An 18,687-nucleotide genomic window follows, 5' to 3' on the forward strand; every position below is an offset into this window, starting at 1 on the left:
CCCAATCAAAAACCTCAGATGCCCCCAGTCTCTCCCGAGCGTCTCCGCAGCTTCCACCGCGTCCCAGCACCTCAGCAGCGCCGGTGAAGGGGTATTTACGGATTAGGTCTGGGACCTGCAACCCCCAATTTGAAAAAACTTCACATTTCCGACCACCTTCTTCTTCACCTTAATAAAAACAACAGGTTAGCTTAACAAATCCTCCCGAGAACTCACAAAAAGGAGGTTTACAGAAAGAGAAAGAACAGTCTCTCGGCGGAATCGTACCCAATGCTTGGTACGCGCCCTGAGTCAGGCGCATGAAAACGCCGCCCGACTCTCCTCGGGCGGCGCAATTTACTGCGATGGTTATAGGGTTACTTCAGATCAAAACGATCCGCGTTCATCACCTTGTTCCAGGCCGAGATGAAATCGCAGACAAATTTGCCACCTGCGTCGTCCTGACCATAGACCTCAGCCAGTGCCCGCAGCTGCGAGTTCGACCCAAAGACCAAATCCACGCGGGTACCTGTCCACTTCACGTCACCACTTGCGCGGTCGCGGCCTTCATAGACGCCGTCACCGGATGGTTTCCATTCGGTGCCCATATCCAGCAGGTTCACGAAGAAATCGGTGCTGAGCGTGCCGACCCGTTCGGTCAGCACACCATGAGAAGTTCCGTCAAAGTTTGTGCCCAGCACACGCATCCCACCTACAAGCGCAGTCATCTCCGGTGCCGACAGCGTCAGCAGTTGCGCTTTGTCCACCAGCAGGGCCTCGGCCGGAACCGAGTATTCCTTGTGCAGGTAGTTGCGGAAACCGTCCGCGATCGGTTCCATCACCGCGAAAGACTCGACATCCGTCTGCTCTTGCGAAGCATCGGTGCGGCCGGGGCTAAAGGGAACATCAACGTCATGACCTGCGGCCTTGGCTGCCTTTTCGATGGCAGCACCACCACCCAAGACAATGAGATCGGCCAATGAGACCTTCTTGCCACCAGACTGCGCGTCATTGAACGCTTTCTGAACGCCTTCCAGCGCATTCAGCGCCTTGGATAGTTTCAGCGGTTCGTTGACCTCCCAATCCTTCTGCGGGGCCAGACGAACGCGCGCACCGTTGGCACCGCCACGCATATCCGATCCCCGGAAGGTCGAGGCCGAAGCCCATGCGGTCGACACCAGATCTGAGACAGACAATCCCGTCGCGAGTATCTTGGCTTTCAGATCGGCTACATCAGCGTCGTCAATAAGCGCGTGATCGACGGCCGGGACGTTGTCTTGCCAAATAAGCTCTTCGCTGGGAGCCTCGGCTCCAAGATAACGCGCACGCGGACCCATGTCGCGGTGGGTTAGTTTGAACCACGCGCGAGCAAAGGCATCGGCAAATTCGTCCGGGTTTTCGTGGAAGCGCTTCGAGATCGGGCCATAGATCGGATCCATGCGCATCGCCATGTCGGCGGTGGTCATCATAGTCTTGACCTTTTTCGATGGATCACCCGCTGCCGGGGCCATGTCCTCTTCCTTGACCCCAACAGGTTCCCAGATCCACGCGCCCGCTGGGCTCTTGGTCAGGTTCCAGTCGTAGCCAAACAGCAGGTCGAAGTAGCCGTTGTCCCACTTGGTCGGGTTTGCGGTCCAGGCACCCTCGATGCCGCTGGTGGTGGTATCATCACCCTTGCCGCTGCCAAAGTCGTTGATCCAGCCAAAGCCCATCGCCTCCATCGGGGCGGCCTCGGGTTCGGGACCGACAAGACCGGGATCACCGGCGCCGTGGGCCTTACCAAAGGTGTGGCCACCCGCAACCAAAGCAACGGTTTCTTCGTCATTCATCGCCATTCGGCCAAAGGTGTCGCGAATATCGCGACCTGAAGCCAAGGCATCTGGCTGACCATCTGGACCTTCCGGATTCACATAGATCAGACCCATCTGAACAGCGGCCAACGGGTTTTCCAGATCACGTTCGCCCGAATAGCGGCTGTGCGGGTTCTCGGTTGGGGCCAGCCATTCGGTCTCGGCACCCCAATAAATGTCTTCCTCAGGTGCCCAGATGTCTTCACGACCACCGGAGAATCCAAAGGTCGTGCCGCCCATGGATTCGATCGCGCAGTTGCCCGCCAATATGTAAAGGTCAGCCCACGAGATCTGGTTGCCGTACTTCTGCTTGATCGGCCAAAGCAGACGGCGCGCCTTGTCCAGGTTGCCATTGTCCGGCCAGCTGTTAAGAGGCGCAAACCGCTGATTGCCGGTCGATGCGCCACCGCGGCCATCTGCCGTGCGGTAGGTGCCCGCTGCGTGCCAGGCCATACGAATGAACAAACCACCATAGTGCCCATAATCTGCGGGCCACCAATCTTGCGAATCCGTCATCAGCGCATACAGGTCTTCCTTCAGTGCCTTCAGGTCGAGCTTCTTGAACTCTTCGGCATAGTCGAATGTCTCGCCCATCGGGTTCGATGCAGGGCTATGCTGATGCAGAATCGACAGGTTCAGTTGGTTCGGCCACCAATCCCGGTTGGACCGGGCCTCGGCGCCATGCATTACCGGGCATTTGCCCATGTTGGGGGTATCACTTCCGTCCATATCGATCTCCAGTCCTGGCTAGATGTATGCGTCGCGCGGTTAACTTTGAAACGAGAAACAGGGGTCTTGAGTGTTTTTGCGCTCGTCCTTGGAATGGGCATTACGCGGGATCGCGCAGATCGGCCCGGCCTTCATTGTAGGAAATAGCATTAACGACTCGTTCTTTCTGTTTGGATGTAGATTTAGCAAATCCAAGCCATTCATATAAGTTTTGTTTTTTGATGATATTGATAATCCAGAGCTATCATTTGAACATCTGCGCGCAGCCTGACCCTGAAGCGCGTGATCGCGATTGCACCGCCAAGCTTCACCATGCCTCGCAAGTCGGGCACGAGAGAGAGTAGACGCAAATAAGCTTACGATGATGGCCGCGCATGAAACGACTGAACTGAGTCTAACGCAAAACGGATTGACCGGCCCAGATTCAGTGGCCACTGACCTTCTTATAAAGGGCCGATTTATAGCCGAAGGGAATTCCCAATACCCCGACAAGCCACCCAACCGTTCGGGCGATCTGGATCAATCGCCGATCTGGTTGGAACGGAAACAGAAGGATTGCCCCTAACAACGCCAACAAGCGAAAGGGGGTGCTCAAAAACCCCAAGATCGCCTTTGTTGGCTTCTGATCAAGCTTACGGCGCATATGGGTGTTGGACTGGTCCCTTCCCCGGGCGGTCTGATACCAGAATGACAACCTTTCGGGAGGAATGGTCTCGTACACAAAAGCGTCGGGCACCCAGCCGACCGGTAAGCCTGCAGCAACGGTCTCGGCATAAAACTTTGCATCGGTCCCGCCGGTCATCCGCATGGTTTCATCGAACCAAAGGCCGGTTTCGCTGAACAGACGTGTCTCGCCCAGCCAGTTATTTGTCACGATGGTCACGCCACCGGTACCGTTCAACGTGGCTTTCTTTGCAGCCGCGTTTTCCTTGTCGAGGTAACGATTGCTGATATTGCGCAACATCAGCCGCTGAATCGCGGTCTCCTGCCCCGATGGCCCCGCCGCACGAAGCGGAGCGCCCATTAGCACGGCAGAGCTGTTGCGATACCCGGCGACCAACCGTTCAAGCCAATCGACCGCCACCACTTCGTCATCATCGACAAAACAGAGCAGATCCGAGCCATTCTCCAACGCTTCGCGTGCGGCTCGGTTGCGTCCGAACGGGATGCCGAGTTCGGTCTCAAGGACATAGTTCAGACTTGCTCCATTAGGCAGCTTCTCCCCTACTGCCTGCACGGTACCTTCGCTGAGCGCTGAGCTGTCGTTTTCCACCACCAAACATCGCACCGAGCAGTCGGGCGGCAACTTCATCTCTCCCCAGCTTCGAATCAAAGCGGCCAGCATCTCGGGCCGCTGCCGGGTCAGGGTCGAAACGGTAATGTTCAGCGGGACAGAGCGGTCTTTCATCGAAATCCCATACAATCCGTGCCGGTTTCTTGGCAAGGCGCGGTGATCAAGTGGCATCCTTCTGATGCTGCATCAGTGCTTCCAACCCTACACGGTAGTTCGGATAGAGCAATGAGACGCCCAGTTCATCCTTGATCCGATCATTCCGAACGCGCTTGTTCTCATTATAGAAACTGCGCGCCATCGGGGTCAGATCAGCCTCATCAAACGGAACAGCAGGTGGCATCGGCAGACCTTGCAATTCGGCGGCATAGCCGATCACATCCTGCGGCGGCACCGGTTCATCATCACAGACATTGTAGATCGCACCCGGATTGGGTTTGGCCATCGACGCGATCAAAACTTGTGCAATGTCGTCAACATGAATGCGCGAAAACACCTGGCCCGGCTTGATGATCCGCCGCAACCCACCGCGTTTCAGCTTTGAAAACGGCCCGCGACCCGGCCCGTAAATCCCTGCCAGTCGGAAGATATGCAAGGGCAGGCCCGGAATGCCGCCCCATTGCTCCTCGGCACGCACGCGCCAACGGCCACGTTCAGCCGTCGGTGTGGCGGGCGTCGTCTCATCCACCCAGCCTCCCTGGTGATCCCCGTAAACGGCTGTGGTCGACAGGTAGCCGACCCATTTGAACTGTCCGATCCGCGCGGCGATCTCATCCTTCAATTCCGCCAGCACCGGATCACCTTCGGCTGTGGGTGCTGTAGAGACAAGCAGATGCGTCACCCCGTCCAGATCAGGCCGATCCCCTGGCCAGACACGAGGCTCGGCACCCGAATCGCGAATTGTCTCAAGTTGTTGGGAATCACGCGTGGTTCCGATGACCCGCCATGCGGTTGGATCCAGTTGCTTCGATATCGCTCGGGCAGAATAGCCGTGGCCGAAGGAGAATAGTGTCTGTGTCATGGTCCCTTTGATGATCTGCCCGGCACGTGGATGCAAGCGCCGGATGGACGCACTTGATTCGAATCCTCTGATGCGCATTCATTGAGAAATGACCAAAAAGACACCTGACTTGCACGCAGCCTACTCCCTGAAATCGCCCGAGGAGAACAAGCGCCTTTATGCGGAATGGGCAGGGGAATATGACGACAGTTTCGCAGCGCTTGAGGATTATCAACTCCACAACCACACGGCGCGCGCTTTTGTGGGTGCAGGCGGACAAGGCCCGGTATTGGATGTAGGCGCGGGCACGGGGTTATGCGGAGCTATTCTGGCCGGGTTAGGCGTGGGTCCGATCGACGCCACCGATATCAGCGCCGAAATGCTGGACGAGGCGATGCGCAAGGATATCTATCGCGACGCGATCGAAGCCGATCTCAATCAGGGCCTGCCGGTTCCGCGCGGCAGCTATGCCGGTGTCGTCTCGTCCGGAACGTTCACCCATGGCCATCTTGGGCCAGAAGTTTTGCCAGCGCTCTTGCGTGTCGCACGCCACGGTGCGCAGTTCGCCCTGTCGATCAACGCAAAACACTTTGAGGCGCTCGGGTTTGCCGATACCTTCCGCCGGCTCGAGGCGGATCAGATCAGAGACTTATCTTTAACGCAGGTCCGGATTTACGGCGATCTTGCTGCCGGCCCCAACAAAGATGACGTCGCTTTGATCGCGTTGTTTGAGAAAACCTGACCAAAGCTCTGCGTAGGTCATATACGGACCTATGCAGAACTCGGCGGGGCAGAACGCCCTCGTGTCTAAGTATACATCTGCTTCTTGAAAGCCCGTGTCCGCGTTGTCGCCTCGGCTGAACCATCGTGATAAGTGCCGAACCACTTGTCGAACGGAATCTCGGATGTGCCGTAGTTACACTCGAAATACCGGTGATGAAGCTGGTGGAAGAAATCCCCGGCCCGCGCGGCATCCGTTTCACCAGCCTTCAGCTTTTCGAAACCCGAGTGAGACAGTACCGGGCTGATCTGCTGGAAGTAGGCGTGAAATAGCAGATGCAGCGGATGCGAGGGTACAATCAGATGGATGAAGTAGGTGGTGAAATAAAGAAGGTTTTCATACCAGTGGTTCGATATTCCCGACCATGGTCCGATATTGACGTTACGATGGTGCACAGCATGAACGTGCTTGTAGAGTTTCGGGTGATGTTCCAATCGGTGCACCCAGTAGAAATGAAGCCCTGACCACATCGGGATGAAAAGCATCCAGATCACGAACCAAACGGGGGCCGCGGCCCAGGTTATCACTGGCGCATAGCCATTCGCCATCGCCCAGTAGATCAGCCACTGATAGACCGTCGCCACAGTCATCGCACTTCCCAGCGTCCACCAGATGTTATCCAAAACCTGATTTCGAAAGGTAAACGACCCATTGTCACGTGTCAGATCACGCCGGTCGAATTTCTTGTACATGCCCTGCCCTTTGCGCATGTAAAGCCACCAATGCAGACCTCCTGCTATCATGATCTGAGGCACCATGTTCAGCAGCCAGATACGGAACATCCAGCCGGGCGCGAAACTCTGCATGGTCTCTAATGGAGGTAAAAACACGAAATAGGCGGCAAAAGCCATCACCATGCAAAGCGTCAGCGACGTAAGGGGAAGCCAAGCCCCTTTGTACCAGTTCAGGATAGCCGCAGGACGCGGCGGCCAGTTGAACAAAGGGTTCAAACCGACGGGCCCTTCGGGGCGGTAATTCCATCGGGCGGCTTCTGCATCATGCATATCGGTCATGGCTGAAACTCCTAACAGTGCGCTTCAGGTTGCGTAATCCGAGCCTTCGGCATCCAGAACAGATTTGATTTCGCGTAGATGTGCTTCGGCCTGACCGGGATATTCATCAAGCTCTTGCGCGGTTTTCTCAGCAATCTCATCGGACAGAACGCGCAAAGGTTGCCTGGTTTGAAGAGCACGAATGTACGTTTCTGCGGCGCGTTCAAAATAATAGAGTCTGTTAAAGGCATCTGCCGGACTGTCGCCGATCACCAAAACCCCGTGGTTGCCCATGATCATGACTTTCTTTTTCGGGTCCGACAGCATCGCGGCACAGCGCTCACCTTCGTTTTCAAAAGCCAGACCTCCGAATTCTTCATCGATTACGTAGCGATTGAAGAAAGTTGCGGTGTTCTGATCGATCGGCGGCAAGCTGCTGTCTGCCAGCGAGGCAAGAACCGTCGCAAAAATCGAATGCACGTGCATCACGCAGCGCGCATGCGAGCAATGGCGGTGGATCGATCCGTGGAGCCCCCAAGCCGTCGGATCCGGTGCGCCGGGCTGGTCCATGACATCTTTGTCATTGGCATCAAGCAGCAGCAGATTTGACGCCTTGATACGCGCGAAATGCATCTGGTTGGCATTCATCAGGAACTGCGTGCCGTCTTCGTTCACCGCAAGGCTGAAATGGTTCGCCACCCCTTCATGCATGTTCAACCGTTCGGTCCAGCGGAATGCGGCGGCCATGTCCACGCGTTCGGACCAATGATCGATGTTGGGACGCAGGTTTGTAACGCTCATGCCGGGCTCCTTCGCTGGTCAATTGACTTCTGGGAAATCGTGCCTTCACCGCAAACGTTTGACCAACGAAAAAAACACGCCTAGTTCATTAGTAAAACTACTGGCAGAGTTATGAGCATGCAGAAATCACTTCCACCGCTCGGCTGGCTACGCACATTTGAAGCGGCGGCCCGTCATTTGTCATTCACGGGGGCGGCGCGGGATTTGAACATGACGCAAAGCGCAGTCAGCCAGCAAATCAAATCACTAGAGGGCTATTTGGGTCAGCCATTATTCCTACGTCGTCCGCGTGCATTGGAGCTGACCGAAGCTGGTATCACCTATCTGCCGGTCGTGCGTGAAGCCTTTCGAACTCTGGTAAGGGGGACACAAGCCGTCACGGGCGCACAACAAAACGCGGTTCAGGTCCAGAGCAACATCACATTTGCCGTCAACTGGCTGGCTCCGCGCCTACCCCGGTTTCGGGAACTGCATCCGGATGTACATCTGAATATCTTTACTGAGCTCTGGGAGCCGCGCGAAATGGCCGAAGGCGCGGCGGTGGAAATCCGCTATTCGCTGCGCCCGGCCGATACGGTGCGAACGGAATTGCTACGGACAGATCACTACTATCCTGTCTGTGCCCCCGACTTCCCGGTGACGCTGGAAACCCTGCAGGAACAGCCCCTGTTCGACTGTTCAAATTTGTTGTCGAATTGGGAGAGCTGGATCACAGATCAGAGTCTAACTTGGGGGAAACCTAAGGTAACCTATTCGACGACCTATCTGGTCAGCCTGTCGGTTGCGATGGCCGGAGGAGGCTTGTGTTTAGCCCACGACATGATCGCAAAACGGTTGATTGAAGAAGGCCGCCTGATCGCGCCGTTCATCCATCGCGCTGCTATGCCCGAGGCCTATTATCTATTGCTATCGCCCCAAGCCGAGGAAACGCCGGGCGCGTTGGCGTTTGTCGACTGGCTGCGCGCAGAGATTGAAGCCGATCGCCACAACTAATCGCGGGTCGCTCCCGCCCATCGTTGATGCCCTTTGGGCATCTCCTCTGGTTGGGCGTGGCAGCGCTGGCGCGCTGCGGATGGCAGGTTTTGTGATGATTCCATGATACCTTAATAGTGGGGGTTGCACCTTGCGCCGCATTCGGGAAAGTTGGGTCATGGAATACACTCCCTTCCCAAGTTGGCCCGATACCGCCCCTCGTCTCATCGCCGTGGCTGCTGGCCGCGAGGCTGCCGATTTGGTGATCCGTGGCGGCGTCTGGGTCAATGTGCATAGCCGCGAAACCCTGCCTGACCATGACGTGGCGATCGCTGCGGGGCGCGTTGCTTTTGTGGGGCCGGACGCCGCGCATTGTATCGGTCCTGAGACTCAGATCATCGAGGCGCACGGTCGCTATTTGGTGCCGGGGTTATGCGACGCACATATGCATATCGAATCGGGCATGTTGACCCCGGCAGAATTTGCCCGCGCAGTCATTCCGCATGGCACAACTTCGATGTTCACCGACCCGCATGAGATCGCCAATGTGATGGGGTTAGAAGGTGTGCGACTGATGCATGACGAGGCGCTGATGCAGCCGGTGAACATTTTCACTCAGATGCCGTCCTGTGCGCCATCAGCTCCCGGGTTGGAGACGACCGGGTACGAAATCACTGCTGAGGATGTGGCCGAGGCGATGTCGTGGCCCGGTATCATCGGACTGGGCGAGATGATGAACTTTCCCGGTGTCATTCATGGCGATCCGAAAATGTTGGCAGAGATCGCAGCCACACAGCGCGCCGGGAAAATTGTTGGCGGGCACTATGCTTCGCCTGATTTAGGGTCTGATTTCGCGGCATATGTCGCCGGCGGCCCTGCTGATGACCATGAGGGCACCTGCGAGGCAGACGCCATCGCACGTGTCCGTCAGGGAATGCGGTCAATGATGCGGTTGGGGTCGGCTTGGTATGATGTCGAAACCCAGATTACTGCGGTGACTGAAAAAGGGCTGGACCCGCGCAACTTCATCTTGTGCACCGACGACTGCCATTCGGGAACGCTGGTAAATGACGGACACATGAACCGCGTAGTGCGACATGCGATTGCCTGTGGTTGCGATCCTCTGGTTGCGCTGCAAATGGCGACGATCAACACGGCGACCCATTTTGGGTTGGAACGCGAGATCGGCTCGATCACACCCGGGCGGCGCGCTGACATTATCCTGAGTTCTGATCTGGTAGAGCTTCCGATCGAAACCGTGGTCGCGCGCGGTCAGATTGTGGCTGAAAACGGGACGGTAACGGTCGAATGCCCGCATCTGAACTGGCCCGCTAAGGCGCGAAATACCGTACACCTAGGGCATGCGTTGACCTCGACAGACTTTGAAATCGCAGCCCCTGCCGGAGCGAACCGTGTCACGGCCAACGTGATCGGGGTGGTTGAAAATCAGGCCCCAACGCTAGCGTTGAAATCCGAGCTGCCGATTATCGAAGGGCTTGTTGAAGGCGAAGGCGACGTGTGCCAGATCGCATTGGTCGAACGGCATCGCGCCACGGGGGGTGTGACTAACGCCTTTGTCTCGGGCTTTGGGTATCAAGGCAAAATGGCCATGGCCTCGACCGTTGCGCATGACAGCCACCATATGATTGTTGTCGGCACCGACCGTGAACAGATGGCGCTGGCCACGAACAGGCTGGCCGAAGTGGGCGGAGGCATCACAATCTTTCGCGATGGCGAGGAACTGGCCTTGGTGGAACTGCCCATCGCAGGCTTGATGTCCGACAACCCAGCGACTGAGGTTGCCGCCAAAGCGGAACAAATGGTCGAGGCGATGAAGACCTGCGGCTGTCAGCTTAACAACGCATATATGCAGCATTCTCTGCTGGCCCTGGTTGTGATTCCTGAACTGCGGATCTCGGACCTTGGGCTGGTGGATGTACGTACATTCGAAAAGATCGACCTTCTGGAACCCCTTGCATGACTACTATCCGAACACCTGACGTTCCCAACCCCGAGAAATTTAGCGATCCGCTTGCAGCTGTCGCACGTTTAGAAGAGCTCTATGAACAGGCGACAAAATTCCTGTGCGATAGGTTTGCAAATGCACTTAAGAACGGCGCTCCTACCGAGAGGTTTCGGGCGTTCTACCCCGAAATCCGGATCAGGACCTCGTCTTACGCGCAGGTCGACAGTCGGCTGAGCTTCGGTCACGTGTCCGAACCAGGTACTCATGCCACGACAGTGACGCGCCCCGATCTGTTCCGGTCATACCTTACCCAGCAAATCGCACTATTGATCAAGAACCACGATCAGCCGGTCACAATCGGAGCCTCGGAAACGCCGATCCCGGTCCATTTCGCTGTCGCCAATAACCCGGATCTGGTTGTCCCGCATCAGGGTGCAGCTGGTTTCACTCTGCGCGATGCGTTTGATGTACCGGACCTGAATACAACAAACGACGATATCGTGAATGGCGTGCACGAGCTGGAAAACGAAGCCGGGCCCCTTGCGCTGTTCACGGCCCAGCGGGTGGACTATTCGTTGGCAAGGCTTTCGCATTACACCGCGACTGACCCCGGTCATTTCCAAAACCACGTGCTGTTCACCAACTATCAGTTCTATGTCTCGGAATTTGAGAGCTACGCACGGGCTCAACTGGCCGATCCCGACAGCGGCTATACCAGCTTTGTCTCGACCGGGAATGTTGAGATCACGGACGCCGAAGCCGTACTGGAACAGCCCCTTAAACTGCCGCAAATGCCAACCTACCACCTGAAACGCGCGGATGGGTCTGGGATTACGCTGGTCAATATCGGTGTCGGGCCATCGAATGCCAAAACGGCCACCGACCACATTGCGGTTCTGCGCCCGCACGCCTGGTTGATGGTCGGCCACTGCGCCGGTCTGCGCAACACGCAGGCGCTTGGGGATTTCGTACTGGCACATGCCTACCTGCGCGAGGACAAAGTGCTAGACGACGACCTGCCCGTCTGGGTGCCGATCCCCCCGCTGGCCGAAGTCCAGGTCGCGCTGGAACAGGCTGTGGCCGAGGTAACCGAGTTGGAAGGCTACGAGCTGAAACGTATCATGCGAACAGGTACAGTCGCCTCGGTCGATAACCGCAATTGGGAGCTTCGCGATCAGTCCGGCCCGGTGCAACGGCTCAGCCAGTCCCGTGCGATTGCGCTGGATATGGAAAGTGCAACAATCGCAGCCAACGGTTATCGGTTCCGGGTTCCTTACGGCACCTTGCTGTGCGTCTCGGATAAGCCCTTGCATGGTGAATTAAAGCTTCCCGGCATGGCTTCGGCGTTCTATACCACTCAGGTCAGTCGTCATTTGGCAATCGGAATCCGGGCGATGGAGCACTTGCGCGGCATGCCGCTGGAACGGTTACACAGCCGGAAATTGCGTTCGTTTGACGAAACGGCCTTTCTCTGAAGCAAAAAAGCAACGAATTTCCCCTATTTTTGGGGTTTTTAGTGCTACTATTCGTTGTGTTCAGCCACAATATCCCGTTACAGTTACGCGGTGAGGCCCTATAGATCGGGCACGTTAAGGAGACCAAGAAATGGCAAAGCCTATGACAAAGACTCAGCTGGTGGCTGCTCTCGCTGAGGAAATGGGAACTGACAAGAAATCCGCAAATGCTGCGCTCGAGGCCATGACCGGCCTGATCACTCGCGAAGTTTCGGCCGGTGGTGCCGTCACCCTGCCCGGCGTTGGCAAAATCTACTGCCGCGAGCGCCCCGAGCGCATGGTGCGCAACCCCGCCACCGGCGAGCAGTTCAAGAAAGAAGCCGACAAAGTGGTCAAAATGACCATCGCGAAAGCTCTGAAAGACAGCGTCAACGGCTAATTCGCCGAAGACAGATCGCAAGATCGAAGGGGTCGCCACCGGGCGGCCCTTTTTTTGTCTGAATAAGTTATGTAAGCATCTGATTAATATCGAGTTTTTGCAGCTATCGCCATAGTTGTGTCATATTCCTCATCCACTCGCTTAATGGGAAGTATTATTGAGGAATCTCGATTTATGGCACGATATCAAACCACTGAATTCGATACAGAAAATCAATTCGACTGGGCAAGCATCCAATACACGATTGAAGACGATGTTGTCGTTGCAACGCGGACGACTTTTGATGCCGGATACGAGGTCTTCGGGACTTACGAAGACGGCGTTTTGCGTCAGGAATTTTATGTCGGAACAGAAGAGGCATTGGGCTTTGATAATCGGTTCATTGACTATGACGCCAATGGCATAATGACCGAACGCGGAACGGTTTATCCAGACAGTATCCGCGTGACCGAGACCTTTCAAAATGGTGTTCCGAATGAGATTCTCATCCAAGATGGGTTTTTCGGAGACGGTGCAAAACCCTGGGACCAGATCGTTCTACGCTATGATGCGTCGGGCAATATCATAGGCCGCACGATAACAAACGATAATGGTGCCCGGACGGTTGAAGCCTTCGCGCCCGGTCATTTCAGTACTGTTCAGGACTTTCTACAAACCAAATCCTGGGATCGGATCGACACGTTCTTCGATGTCAACGGGGAGACAACCGGACGGACGACCACCTATGACAATGGAATTGTCAAACAGGAAACGTGGACAGACGGACAGCGTAGCAACGTAACGCAGACAGACGGAAGCGACACAAAGTCGTGGGAAACCATCAGCACCTCATTTGATCGCAGTGGAAAGAAATCTGAAAAGACAACGACATATGACAATGGAGTCGTGAAACATGAGATCTGGTCAAATGGCCAGCGCGTCAGCATCAGCCAGACTGATGAGTTGGATGCGAAATCCTGGGATTCGATCACGACCGCCTATCAGGACGGACAAATCTCGGAACGTCGGCTGGAGAAAGATAATGGGGACGTAACCGTTACACTTTATGCGGATGGAAAACGTTCTGACGTGCTGCAACTGGACGGGGACGACAGTGCTTCTTGGGCATTGAAGGTCACCAGCTATCCAGACGCAGGCGGGAAAGAGATTTCTTTGTATGAAAAGGTCGAGGACATCCCTGAATCCTTGCTCCAATACTTCCCGGAACTGACCGCGCCTGACCCGCTTGAAGAGTTCGTGCTGGATTTCAATGACGGAACCCGCATCAATGACAGTGATCAGGTGCTGAATGGTGCATTTATTGCAAGTGTTAGCAAAGGGCAGAGCAACACTGATGGTATTCTAACCCCATACGAATACGGTGGCTCAAACCCCGACCCCGACCTGGAGGCGTTCAATTCCTGGGGGGCAACTGTCGGCTTCTCGAAAAGCGATGGCGAAGAATTCAACTTCAACAGCGTTTCCTTGGCCAATGCTTCCAGATCGGACACCACGTATATACCTGAATCGAACTGGGCAAACCAAGTCACTATCAATGCCTATAATGGCGATGAGCTGGTGCACTCTGCAGAGGTCGATCTGACATTCGATCACGTCACACACGAGTTTGACTGGCGCGATATTGATCACGTCGAGTTCGTTGCATCGGGAGGTGAAATTACCAATGACCATGTCGAGAACGCGGGTTGGTTCTCGATGGACGATCTTAGCTTTTTCGCCTGAATCAAGCGACAAGCTGAATCATAATGATGAGCAGCGCTTTTCTACAAAAGCTCTGCTCATTCTCATTGCGCGCAAGCTCATTGATGCCAACTATCGGGCGACCCCGCTATTCGACGCAATGGGTCCTTGCAGCTCATGTTAAAATCAGGAACAGTCGCCCGAATTTCATCAGGAGGCCGTAATGGACCTGCGCGCCATCGCCATGGGGCTTGTTTTCGCCCTCATCTGGTCTTCGGCCTTCAGCTCGGCGCGGATCATCGTTGCCGATGCCTCGCCTTTGTTCTCGTTGGCGCTGCGATTTCTGATTTCGGGACTAATTGGCGTGGCGATCGCACGCGCCATGGGGCAAAGCTGGCGCCTGACTCGCAACCAATGGCGCGCCACTATTCTGTTCGGAATCTGCCAAAATGCCCTTTATTTGGGTCTAAACTTCTATGCGATGCAGACAGTCGAGGCTTCGGTCGCGGCGATCATCGCCTCGACTATGCCCCTGCTGGTAGCCCTAGCCGGCTGGCTGCTATTGGGTGAGCGGATACGCCCGCTGGGCATCGTCGGCTTGCTGGCAGGTTTTGTCGGTGTCGCGCTAATCATGGGTAGCCGGATTAACGCTGGTGTCGATCTGTTCGGGGTTCTGCTCTGCGGAATCGGGGCGCTGGCGCTGACCTTTGCCACCTTGGCTGTTCGGGGGGCGACTTCGGGCGGTAACTTCATGATGGTGGTTGGGCTGCAGATGCTTATCGGATCGGCGGTGCTGTTTCTCGCCGCCCCGGTGTTCGAGTCTATTCATATCCACGCCACACTGCCTTTTATGCTGGCTTTTACCTACACCACGCTATTCCCGGGCCTTCTGGCAACTTTCATCTGGTTCCTGCTACTGGATCGCATCGGCCCGATCCGTGCAGCAACGTTCCATTTCCTCAACCCGGTATTCGGCGTGACCATCGCCGCCATTTTACTGGGTGAGAAGTTGGGCCCATTGGATGCGGTGGGGGTTCTGATCACAACGCTGGGAATTCTTGCCGTACAGCTGTCGCGCGAACCCGGTCAGCGCAGTAACGCCTCGACCTGATCTATCAATTTAGGCGCATTTGGCTTGGTGCTTGACCCATAGGTGGCAACGACCTCACCCTCGGGGCCAATAAGCACTTTGTTAAAGTTCCATTTCGGGACAAAGCCAGTCTGCGCAGCAACAGCTCGGTAAAACGGATGGGCATCCGAACCTTTCACTGGAGTGATATCCGTCATCGGAAGCGTAAGGTCATAATTTAGTTCGCAAAAATTCTTGACCTCTTTCGACGACGCCAGCTCTTGTTTGAACGAATTCGACGGGACCGCCAGTACCACCAGCCCGCGTACTTCATATGTTTCGTGCAGCTCCTGCAACGCTGCGTATTGTCCGGTAAAGCCGCAAAGCGACGCCGTGTTGACCACAAGCACGGGCTGTCCGCGCCAGTCTTCCAGTGATAATGTCCCGCCATCGATTGATGAAAATTCGCCCGTCAGTGGTGCCGCCTGAAGGGCTTTGCCCAACAAGATCAGAGCAGTCAACAGAGCCATACGGAACATCACTTCACCTCCTGTTATAAATCATACGCGCTGTGCATTCGTTTGGATCAACTGCACAGACCCGCGAGCGCGCTGTAATATGGTTTTGATTCCTACGCATCTATGCCCAAATAGGACATCATCATTCAAACACCGGAGGATCCATGTCCCGTTATACCAAAGACCCCGAGGTCATTGCGGCCCTCTCACCTGAAGAATTTCACGTCACCCAGCGCAGCGGCACCGAACGCCCGGGCACTGGCAAGCTGTTGAACAACAAGGAACCGGGCATCTACGTGGATATCGTCTCGGGCGAGCCGTTGTTCGCCTCGACCCACAAATACGAATCCGGCTGCGGCTGGCCCAGTTTCACCAAGCCAATCATACATGAACATGTCGAAGAGTTTCGCGACACCACTCATGGCATGATCCGGACCGAGGTCCGCTCGAAACACGGCGACAGCCACCTGGGCCACGTGTTTCCCGATGGCCCCCGCGAACATGGCGGGCTACGCTATTGCATCAATTCCGCCTCGCTGCGGTTCATTCATCGCGACGAGATGGAGGCCGAAGGGTATGGCGAATTTCTGATCCATGTGGAGGATTTCTGATGACCGATGAACGCGCCGTTCTGGCCGGAGGCTGCTTTTGGGGCATGCAGGACCTGATCCGCAAACTGCCCGGCGTCTCGCGCACCCGCGTCGGGTACACCGGCGGCGATGTGCCAAACGCAACTTATCGCAACCACGGCACCCATGCTGAAGGGATCGAAATCTGGTTCGACCCGACCCAGATCACCTATCGCGATCTGCTAGAGTTCTTTTTCCAGATCCACGACCCGACCACCCTGAATCGTCAGGGCAATGACCGCGGAATGAGTTATCGCTCGGCGATCTACTATGTGGACGATGCCCAGAAACAGGTGGCCGAAGATACAATTGCCGATGTCAACGCCAGTGGCATTTGGCCCGGCAATGTGGTGACCGAAGTCGAACCCGTCGGCGATTTCTGGGAAGCCGAGCCCGAGCATCAAGATTACCTAGAGCGCATCCCCAACGGATACACCTGCCATTTCCCGCGCCCGGACTGGGTGCTGCCAAAACGCTCCAGTGCGGCAGAATGACTTGCGCGGTATAGCCCCTTGCGGGGCTATCCGACCGCCACCCGAGGTCGTCCACTGGCCTCGACCGTGATCAACGCTTCGACGAATACCTCTTGCGCTTCAATCTTGGCGGTGCGGATATCGCGGTCGACTGTCACGCGTATATCCTCGGCACCTGCTTGGCGCACCGCGCCCTCAGCCTCGTTGCGCAGCACCTCTTCAAGCAGCTGCAGAGCGGAATTCGAGTCCGAGAAATCCTGCGGCCCCTCTTCCAGATGTACCCGATAGCGGCCTTCGGCCGGGGACGTAACTGAACCGGCCCGCCGAAGGGTCAGCCGCCCGACAACCGCACCGATGGCATTTGCAACACCGGCATGCTCTGGCAGGACCATCTTGCAATGCAACCGCTCTCCGACTGCCGGGTAATAGCTGGGGGCCGAAGCCCCAAGGCCCACTACATCCACATTCAGCGCGGTATCCAATGCCAACAACCCACGGTGTTTCGCCAACCCGCGCTGCGTCAGAACATGCCGGGCCAGATCTCTTGCAGGCTGGTCAAACCCATGGCTTTCCTCGGCAAAAGCAGTCTCTAATAAGGTCAATGAGGTTTGTTCCGTCAACTGATCGACAATGAGCTGAGCCAGCGCTTCAGGCGATACTGCCAGCCTGTCCCCTGATCCAACCCGCTTACGCGCCATCAGTTCCAGCGCCTTGAGCGCTGCCGAGCAGTCCCAATCCGCAAGCCGCCCCAGAGCATGGCTGGCATCCGAAGGGGTGACACCCGAGACCTGTACGATCCCGCGATCCACCAAACGGCCCAGTGCCCCATGCTCCATCCGGGTTTGCAACAGACTGCTGAGCGGCACAACACGATCCTCCAACCGGTCCAGTAATACTGTTTCACGCGGCCCGACCCCATCGGCGGGGATACCCGACACACGACGGGCAAACCTCGTGTCATGTTCACCTACGGTCGTCGCCCGCAATTGCTCATCCAATGCCGCATGTACCACATCCGGGGCCTCAGCTGCGATCAGCGACACCGGCAGAACCCGACGCGGCCCAAGGAAGACACCGCCGCCCAAGCCTTCGGTCACCACATGCACCTGACTGTCACCGCCCAAACCATGAGTCCGCATCGCAACCGCTTCAACCATGGTCCTGAAACCGCCAACCTGCGCGCCTGCGGGGTCGATGGCAGGTTTGCCATCTCTGATCAGCGCGACGTCGGTCGTGGTCCCGCCGATATCGGACACCAGCGCGTTCTCAACATCGGTCAGCCAGCGCGCGCCAACGATAGAGGCCGCAGGGCCACTTAGGATCGTTTCAATCGGACGCTCCCGCGCCTGCTCGGCGCTCATCAAAGCGCCATCCCCGCGCACAACCATCATTGGGGCGGTGATGCCCTGCGCGCGCAACTGATCCTGCGCGCGCCCGATCAAGCGGTCGATCATCCCGATCAATCGTGCATTCAGCACGGCGGTCACTGCACGCTTTGGCCCATTCAGCTTGGCCGACAGATGATGAGAGCACGTGACCGGCACTCCCGTACGCTCGGAAATCACGCGCGCCACTTCCAGTTCATGCGCCGGATTCCTGGTCGCGAACTGTGCCGCAACCGCATAGCCGGAAATGCCTGAATGTGAGTCTAAAAAGGCCTCTAGCCCTGCAACATCCAATTCGGCGACCTGACCCCCTGCATGGTTGTGCCCCCCAGCCAGAACCAAAGCCGGATCGCCCTTCAACGCCTCTCTTAGACCGTGTTTCTCAAGGTCGCTTTCCCGAAACCCGACATAGATCAACGCCACGCGCCCGCCCTGGCCTTCGACCAACGCATTGGTGGCCAGCGTTGTCGACAACGATGCCATCCCAATCTGATCCGGAGACACATCAGCCGTCTCTAGCACAGCAGAAACCGCGCGCCCCACACCAATCGCTAGATCCGCTCGTGTGGTCAGCGATTTGGCCGACGCGATCACCTCGCGCTCATCCCGGATCAGCACCGCATCCGTATAGGTTCCGCCCGTATCCACCCCCAAAGCCAACGCCATCGGGTCCTCCATC

At 56.5% G+C, this 18,687-nt stretch carries 16 protein-coding genes; 9 read left to right on the forward strand and 7 right to left on the reverse strand.

Annotation, left to right across the window (positions count from 1 at the left end):
* Positions 1-356 precede the first annotated feature (356 nt).
* From katG to ACR0BT_RS18845, 3 genes are all read right to left on the reverse strand, one after another.
* Positions 357-2,558 carry a catalase/peroxidase HPI gene (gene katG, locus ACR0BT_RS18835; protein WP_170627061.1) on the reverse strand — a complete coding sequence of 734 codons (2,202 nt, stop codon included), beginning with the start codon at positions 2,556-2,558 and terminating at the stop codon, positions 357-359.
* 424 nt (positions 2,559-2,982) lie between these two features.
* Entirely contained in the window at positions 2,983-3,966 is a 984-nt protein-coding gene (locus tag ACR0BT_RS18840) for a glycosyltransferase (protein ID WP_170399125.1), read from the reverse strand.
* 46 nt (positions 3,967-4,012) lie between these two features.
* Complete coding sequence (locus tag ACR0BT_RS18845; protein WP_170819227.1) at positions 4,013-4,870, reverse strand: SDR family oxidoreductase; 858 nt, start codon at positions 4,868-4,870, stop codon at positions 4,013-4,015.
* Between the two features lie 88 nt (positions 4,871-4,958).
* On the opposite strand from ACR0BT_RS18845, the gene ACR0BT_RS18850 reads away from it, so the two are divergent.
* A complete protein-coding gene (locus ACR0BT_RS18850) occupies positions 4,959-5,591 on the forward strand; it encodes a class I SAM-dependent methyltransferase (protein ID WP_170598618.1) in 633 nt (210 codons plus the stop codon).
* 65 nt (positions 5,592-5,656) lie between these two features.
* Here the strand turns inward: ACR0BT_RS18850 and ACR0BT_RS18855 are convergent, their stop codons facing one another.
* Both ACR0BT_RS18855 and ACR0BT_RS18860 read right to left on the reverse strand, forming a co-directional pair.
* Positions 5,657-6,643: a sterol desaturase family protein gene (locus ACR0BT_RS18855; RefSeq protein ID WP_170399131.1), complete on the reverse strand. Its 987-nt coding sequence runs from the start codon at positions 6,641-6,643 to the stop codon at positions 5,657-5,659.
* Positions 6,644-6,667: 24 nt separating this feature from the next.
* On the reverse strand, positions 6,668-7,423 hold the full coding sequence (locus tag ACR0BT_RS18860) for a class II aldolase and adducin N-terminal domain-containing protein (protein ID WP_480763825.1): 756 nt from the start codon (positions 7,421-7,423) through the stop codon (positions 6,668-6,670).
* A 117-nt stretch (positions 7,424-7,540) separates the two neighbouring features.
* Here ACR0BT_RS18860 and ACR0BT_RS18865 point away from each other — a divergent pair, with 117 nt between their 5' ends.
* The 6 genes from ACR0BT_RS18865 to ACR0BT_RS18890 all read left to right on the forward strand — a co-directional run bounded on the left by ACR0BT_RS18865 (position 7,541) and on the right by ACR0BT_RS18890 (position 15,045).
* The gene (locus ACR0BT_RS18865; protein WP_170598615.1) at positions 7,541-8,416 is read left to right on the forward strand and encodes a LysR family transcriptional regulator; all 876 of its coding nucleotides are present in this window, start codon (positions 7,541-7,543) and stop codon (positions 8,414-8,416) included.
* A gap of 157 nt (positions 8,417-8,573) precedes the next feature.
* Positions 8,574-10,376 (forward strand): adenine deaminase, encoded by a 1,803-nt coding sequence (gene ade, locus ACR0BT_RS18870; protein WP_480763826.1) that lies wholly within the window; start codon positions 8,574-8,576, stop codon positions 10,374-10,376.
* On the forward strand, positions 10,373-11,836 hold the full coding sequence (locus ACR0BT_RS18875) for an AMP nucleosidase (protein ID WP_170399140.1): 1,464 nt from the start codon (positions 10,373-10,375) through the stop codon (positions 11,834-11,836). Before ade ends, ACR0BT_RS18875 begins: the two co-directional genes overlap by 4 nt.
* A gap of 130 nt (positions 11,837-11,966) precedes the next feature.
* On the forward strand, positions 11,967-12,254 hold the full coding sequence (locus ACR0BT_RS18880; RefSeq protein ID WP_010442901.1) for an HU family DNA-binding protein: 288 nt from the start codon (positions 11,967-11,969) through the stop codon (positions 12,252-12,254).
* A 174-nt stretch (positions 12,255-12,428) separates the two neighbouring features.
* A complete protein-coding gene (locus tag ACR0BT_RS18885) occupies positions 12,429-13,976 on the forward strand; it encodes a hypothetical protein (RefSeq protein WP_480763827.1) in 1,548 nt (515 codons plus the stop codon).
* A 181-nt stretch (positions 13,977-14,157) separates the two neighbouring features.
* Entirely contained in the window at positions 14,158-15,045 is an 888-nt protein-coding gene (locus ACR0BT_RS18890; protein ID WP_170399146.1) for a DMT family transporter, read from the forward strand.
* Here the strand turns inward: ACR0BT_RS18890 and ACR0BT_RS18895 are convergent.
* Complete coding sequence (locus ACR0BT_RS18895; RefSeq protein ID WP_480763828.1) at positions 15,021-15,542, reverse strand: glutathione peroxidase; 522 nt, start codon at positions 15,540-15,542, stop codon at positions 15,021-15,023. The two genes, ACR0BT_RS18890 and ACR0BT_RS18895, sit on opposite strands and share 25 nt — an antisense overlap.
* Before the next feature lie 143 nt (positions 15,543-15,685).
* Between ACR0BT_RS18895 and msrB the strand changes: the two genes are divergently transcribed.
* Together msrB and msrA are read left to right on the forward strand one after the other, a co-directional pair.
* Complete coding sequence (msrB, locus tag ACR0BT_RS18900; protein ID WP_480763829.1) at positions 15,686-16,132, forward strand: peptide-methionine (R)-S-oxide reductase MsrB; 447 nt, start codon at positions 15,686-15,688, stop codon at positions 16,130-16,132.
* Positions 16,132-16,644 carry a peptide-methionine (S)-S-oxide reductase MsrA gene (gene msrA, locus ACR0BT_RS18905; protein ID WP_170408742.1) on the forward strand — a complete coding sequence of 171 codons (513 nt, stop codon included), beginning with the start codon at positions 16,132-16,134 and terminating at the stop codon, positions 16,642-16,644. Before msrB ends, msrA begins: the two co-directional genes overlap by 1 nt.
* Positions 16,645-16,670: 26 nt before the next feature.
* On the opposite strand, the gene ACR0BT_RS18910 is transcribed toward msrA, so the two are convergent.
* Positions 16,671-18,674: a hydantoinase/oxoprolinase family protein gene (locus ACR0BT_RS18910; protein WP_480763877.1), complete on the reverse strand. Its 2,004-nt coding sequence runs from the start codon at positions 18,672-18,674 to the stop codon at positions 16,671-16,673.
* Positions 18,675-18,687 lie beyond the last annotated feature (13 nt).

This window comes from Ruegeria sp. CJ6 (assembly GCF_056536665.1).